The organism is Moorena sp. SIO3B2 (assembly GCF_010692525.1).
Lineage (GTDB): Bacteria > Cyanobacteriota > Cyanobacteriia > Cyanobacteriales > Coleofasciculaceae > Moorena > Moorena producens.
In genome coordinates this window covers 1-3,245 of sequence record NZ_JAAHHE010000551.1, presented here as the reverse complement: position 1 = coordinate 3,245, position 3,245 = coordinate 1, and the positions used below count along the sequence as shown (strand labels likewise).

Below are 3,245 nucleotides of genomic sequence, written 5' to 3'. Positions count from 1 at the left end.
CCTTTTGCTTTTGGTGTACATTTATAATCGTAATGATTATATTTTAAGTTGTCAAGGGTTTTTAGATTTTTGTTTGAGGGGTAATGTAAAGAAATGCGGTCGCAAGCTATCAGCTATCAGCTATCAGTTATCAGCTTTCAGCTTTCAGCTTTCAGTTACGGCGGTTTGCAATTGGGTGAGTTACAAATTATTGGGTTTTAGGGAACAGGGAACAGAAAAAAGGCAAAAGGCAAAAGGCAAGAGGTAAGAGGCAAAAGTTTACTACAAAAGCTTTTGCTACTTCTATCAATGTCCTAACTTTAATGCGTAGTGCTATATGATAAATCAGCATTAGTTTTTATGATCTATTTATAAATGCTATATATTAATTCTAGTAAGTCTCTCTCCCATGAGGTACAAATCGATCCCCCTAAATCCCCCTTATTAAGGGGGACTTTGAAGTTCATAGCCGTACCTCATAAATGAAATAAACGCTATATATTATCGACTCCCGATTCCCTACTCCCTACTCCCTACTCCCTATTCCCCACTCCCTTTTATTTAGGAAAAAACTGAGCCACAGTACAACTAAAACCAGGTAGTATGGGAGAGGTTAGGGTATCTTGGCTGAACAGGGTTGCTACTAATTTGAGCTGACTGTTTTCCCGGCGATAGACTTGGAGATTGCGAGACCTCCAATCAGCAATCCAATATTCTTTGACGCCTCGGGAAGAGTAAAGTTTTAGTTTAGCTTCTCGGTCTCGCCTTTGGTCTTGTTGACTAGCAGATAAAACTTCCACAGCTAATTCTGGGGCACCAGTTAGATGTCCTGATTTATCTAACGTTAATGTATAGGTTTCTTGAGTAACCCAAACGACATCGGGAATAACATAAAGGATTGCTGAAAACAGGACACCGGGACTAGGAATAGCTTCTCCTAAACCACTGGCTTCAGACCAAGCATCTAGCTGTCGAAAAATTTTGCCACAGGTTTGCTGATGTTTAGTATGAGGCGCTCTAGTCACAAATAATTCTCCATCAATGATTTCGTAGCGTGTTCCTTCATTTTCTGGTAGCAATTCTAGGTCATGAATAGTCCAGCATACTCTCTCATTTACTGCCTGATTCATAATTATACTCCGTGGATGTAGCTCTATAGTATTTATATTTTAGATTTAAACATAGGATTGATGGGACAAGGGAACAGGGAACAGGGAACAGGGAACATAAAAAAGGCAAAAGGCAAAAGGCAAGAGGCAAAAGTTTACTACAAAAGCTTTTGCTGCTTATATCAATGTCCTAACTTTAATGCGTAGTGCTATATGATAAATCAGCATTAGTTTTTATGATCTATTTATAAATGCTATATTATAATTATAGCAATTCTCTCTACAATTAGATACAAAATGATCCCCCTAAATCCCCCTTAATAAGGGGGACTTTGAGGTTCATAGCAGTACCTCATAAATAAAATAAACGCTATATATTATCGACTCCCTACTCCCTACTCCCGATTCCCGATTCCCGATTCCCGATTCCCGATTCCCGATTCCCTACTCCCTAATCTTGATAAACCCTACAAATCTCAGCGCCAATTTTCTTAACTTTATCGACTAATTCTTGAGGTTGGATTACTTTAACTTGGCCGCCAAAACCGATAATCCATGGAAAAAAATCGACATCCTCTAATGCCCACTTGGGTAATATTACTTGAAAGCGATTGGGAAAATTGGGGTCTTTGGTTTTAGGAAGTGAAAATAATGATTTAGAGAAGCTGGATTTTCCGGTTAAGGGGGGAGACATTTTTATGTGTTTGAAGCGCTTGGTTCCTTCACTTACAAATCGGAACATATGGTCATTAAACCACAGTTCAACGGTGACCTGAACTGCTGACTGTTCTGATTTATTGCTACTGAGTAACTGCTGCTGTTCCCTAGCACTATTACCAAGAAATAATCCGGCACTTGCTTGGTGGAGTTTTTCCAGCTTCTCCAAGGATTGCCATTGTTGTTTCATATCGCGGGTTTGGCCAAGGGCACGACCGAGAAAGAGTCGGTCTAATCGTCCAAACCGGAATAGTTTATCCTCGTTACCGCCGTGGTGCTGAAATGCTAAATACCAGGCGTGATTGTAAAATACTATTTGCAGGGGCCAAGCTTGAAAAAATCCGTCGTGATCTCCAGCAAATCGGCCACCGCCTTTAATTCGATTTAATTCTAATAATTCCCCTTGGGCGATCGCATTTTCGAGTTTGTCTAGATGATTGAGCAAGGCTGAATCCTGGAGGGAGTCGGCATCTACGATACAGCGATTGCGAATTGCTCGCACTGGATAGGTGGAAGGGGGGTCTAATTTTGAGTGGGTCATCCGTTGCTGGAACATCTCATAGGTAGAGAGTGCCATGGGATCGTCTAAACTTTTGGCTTGAGATTGCAGCACTGCAAAAACTTTACCCAGTTCCTGCCTAGAGAATATGCCGGTGCCTGCAAAATAGCCTTGCTTGAGGGGAAAGTTGCGTAATATCTTATAGGGTTTGAGGATTTTTTCGATATCTTTGCGCAGGGTATCGATGCCATTGCCAATGATTACACCATTTTCTTGGAGGGCATTTGTCAAGGTTTTGAGGCTACTATTTCCGGATTTTGGCAAAAAAGGATGATGCAAGATAAACCGAATTGTCTTGAGCAGCCGCTGAAAGGGTTCTAGATCGGAATAGGCATGGGTGAGTAGATGGGGATTCTGTACCATGGGCAGGATTAGCTCAGAATGGCGTTGCTGAATTGAAGTATGAATGTGCGATCGTCTGGTTTTGGTCAAGCCCCCTAAATCCCCCAACTTTGCGGTGCGACCCAAGGGCGATTTACTCGCCCATTGGAAAGCGCACCGGGGGGGACTTTCAGAGTTTTGTTCCCCCCAGAATTGGGGGGCTAGGGGGGCAGAATCATACCCAGAATCAGCAACGCCCTCACCATTGTGATCATTGCTGTTAATTAGCCCATTGTCCTGTAGCCACTGTAAATCCGTTGCAATCGCATTCGGGTCACCATAGATTTCTCCCTTGAGTTTGGCCATCAAAGCACAGACTTCTTGGAGGGGAGTGGCAAAATCGGGCACTGTTCCCAAAACCCGTTCGATCTCTGTTGGGTCAGTGCTGTGCAACGTCCCTATGTTGGGATAACGAATAATGGTTCTTCAATACCTTTTATGCTAAATTTACAGTTAAAAAACTCATCAAGCTTACTGTATAAGGAAACTTCTGGTATTTA

At 42.2% G+C, this 3,245-nt stretch carries 2 protein-coding genes and 1 pseudogene; 1 reads left to right on the top strand and 2 read right to left on the bottom strand.

The features are described from left to right. Positions 1-247, top strand: a pseudogene (locus F6K38_RS37800) (hypothetical protein); the annotation flags it as partial. Between the two features lie 289 nt (positions 248-536). Here F6K38_RS37800 and F6K38_RS37795 read toward each other — a convergent pair. Then, positions 537-1,109 carry a Uma2 family endonuclease gene (locus tag F6K38_RS37795; RefSeq protein WP_009149494.1) on the bottom strand — a complete coding sequence of 191 codons (573 nt, stop codon included), beginning with the start codon at positions 1,107-1,109 and terminating at the stop codon, positions 537-539. Between the two features lie 430 nt (positions 1,110-1,539). Further along, positions 1,540-3,138, bottom strand: a complete 1,599-nt coding sequence (locus tag F6K38_RS37790; protein WP_052308474.1) for a helix-turn-helix transcriptional regulator — start codon at positions 3,136-3,138, stop codon at positions 1,540-1,542. Positions 3,139-3,245: the final 107 nt, after the last annotated feature.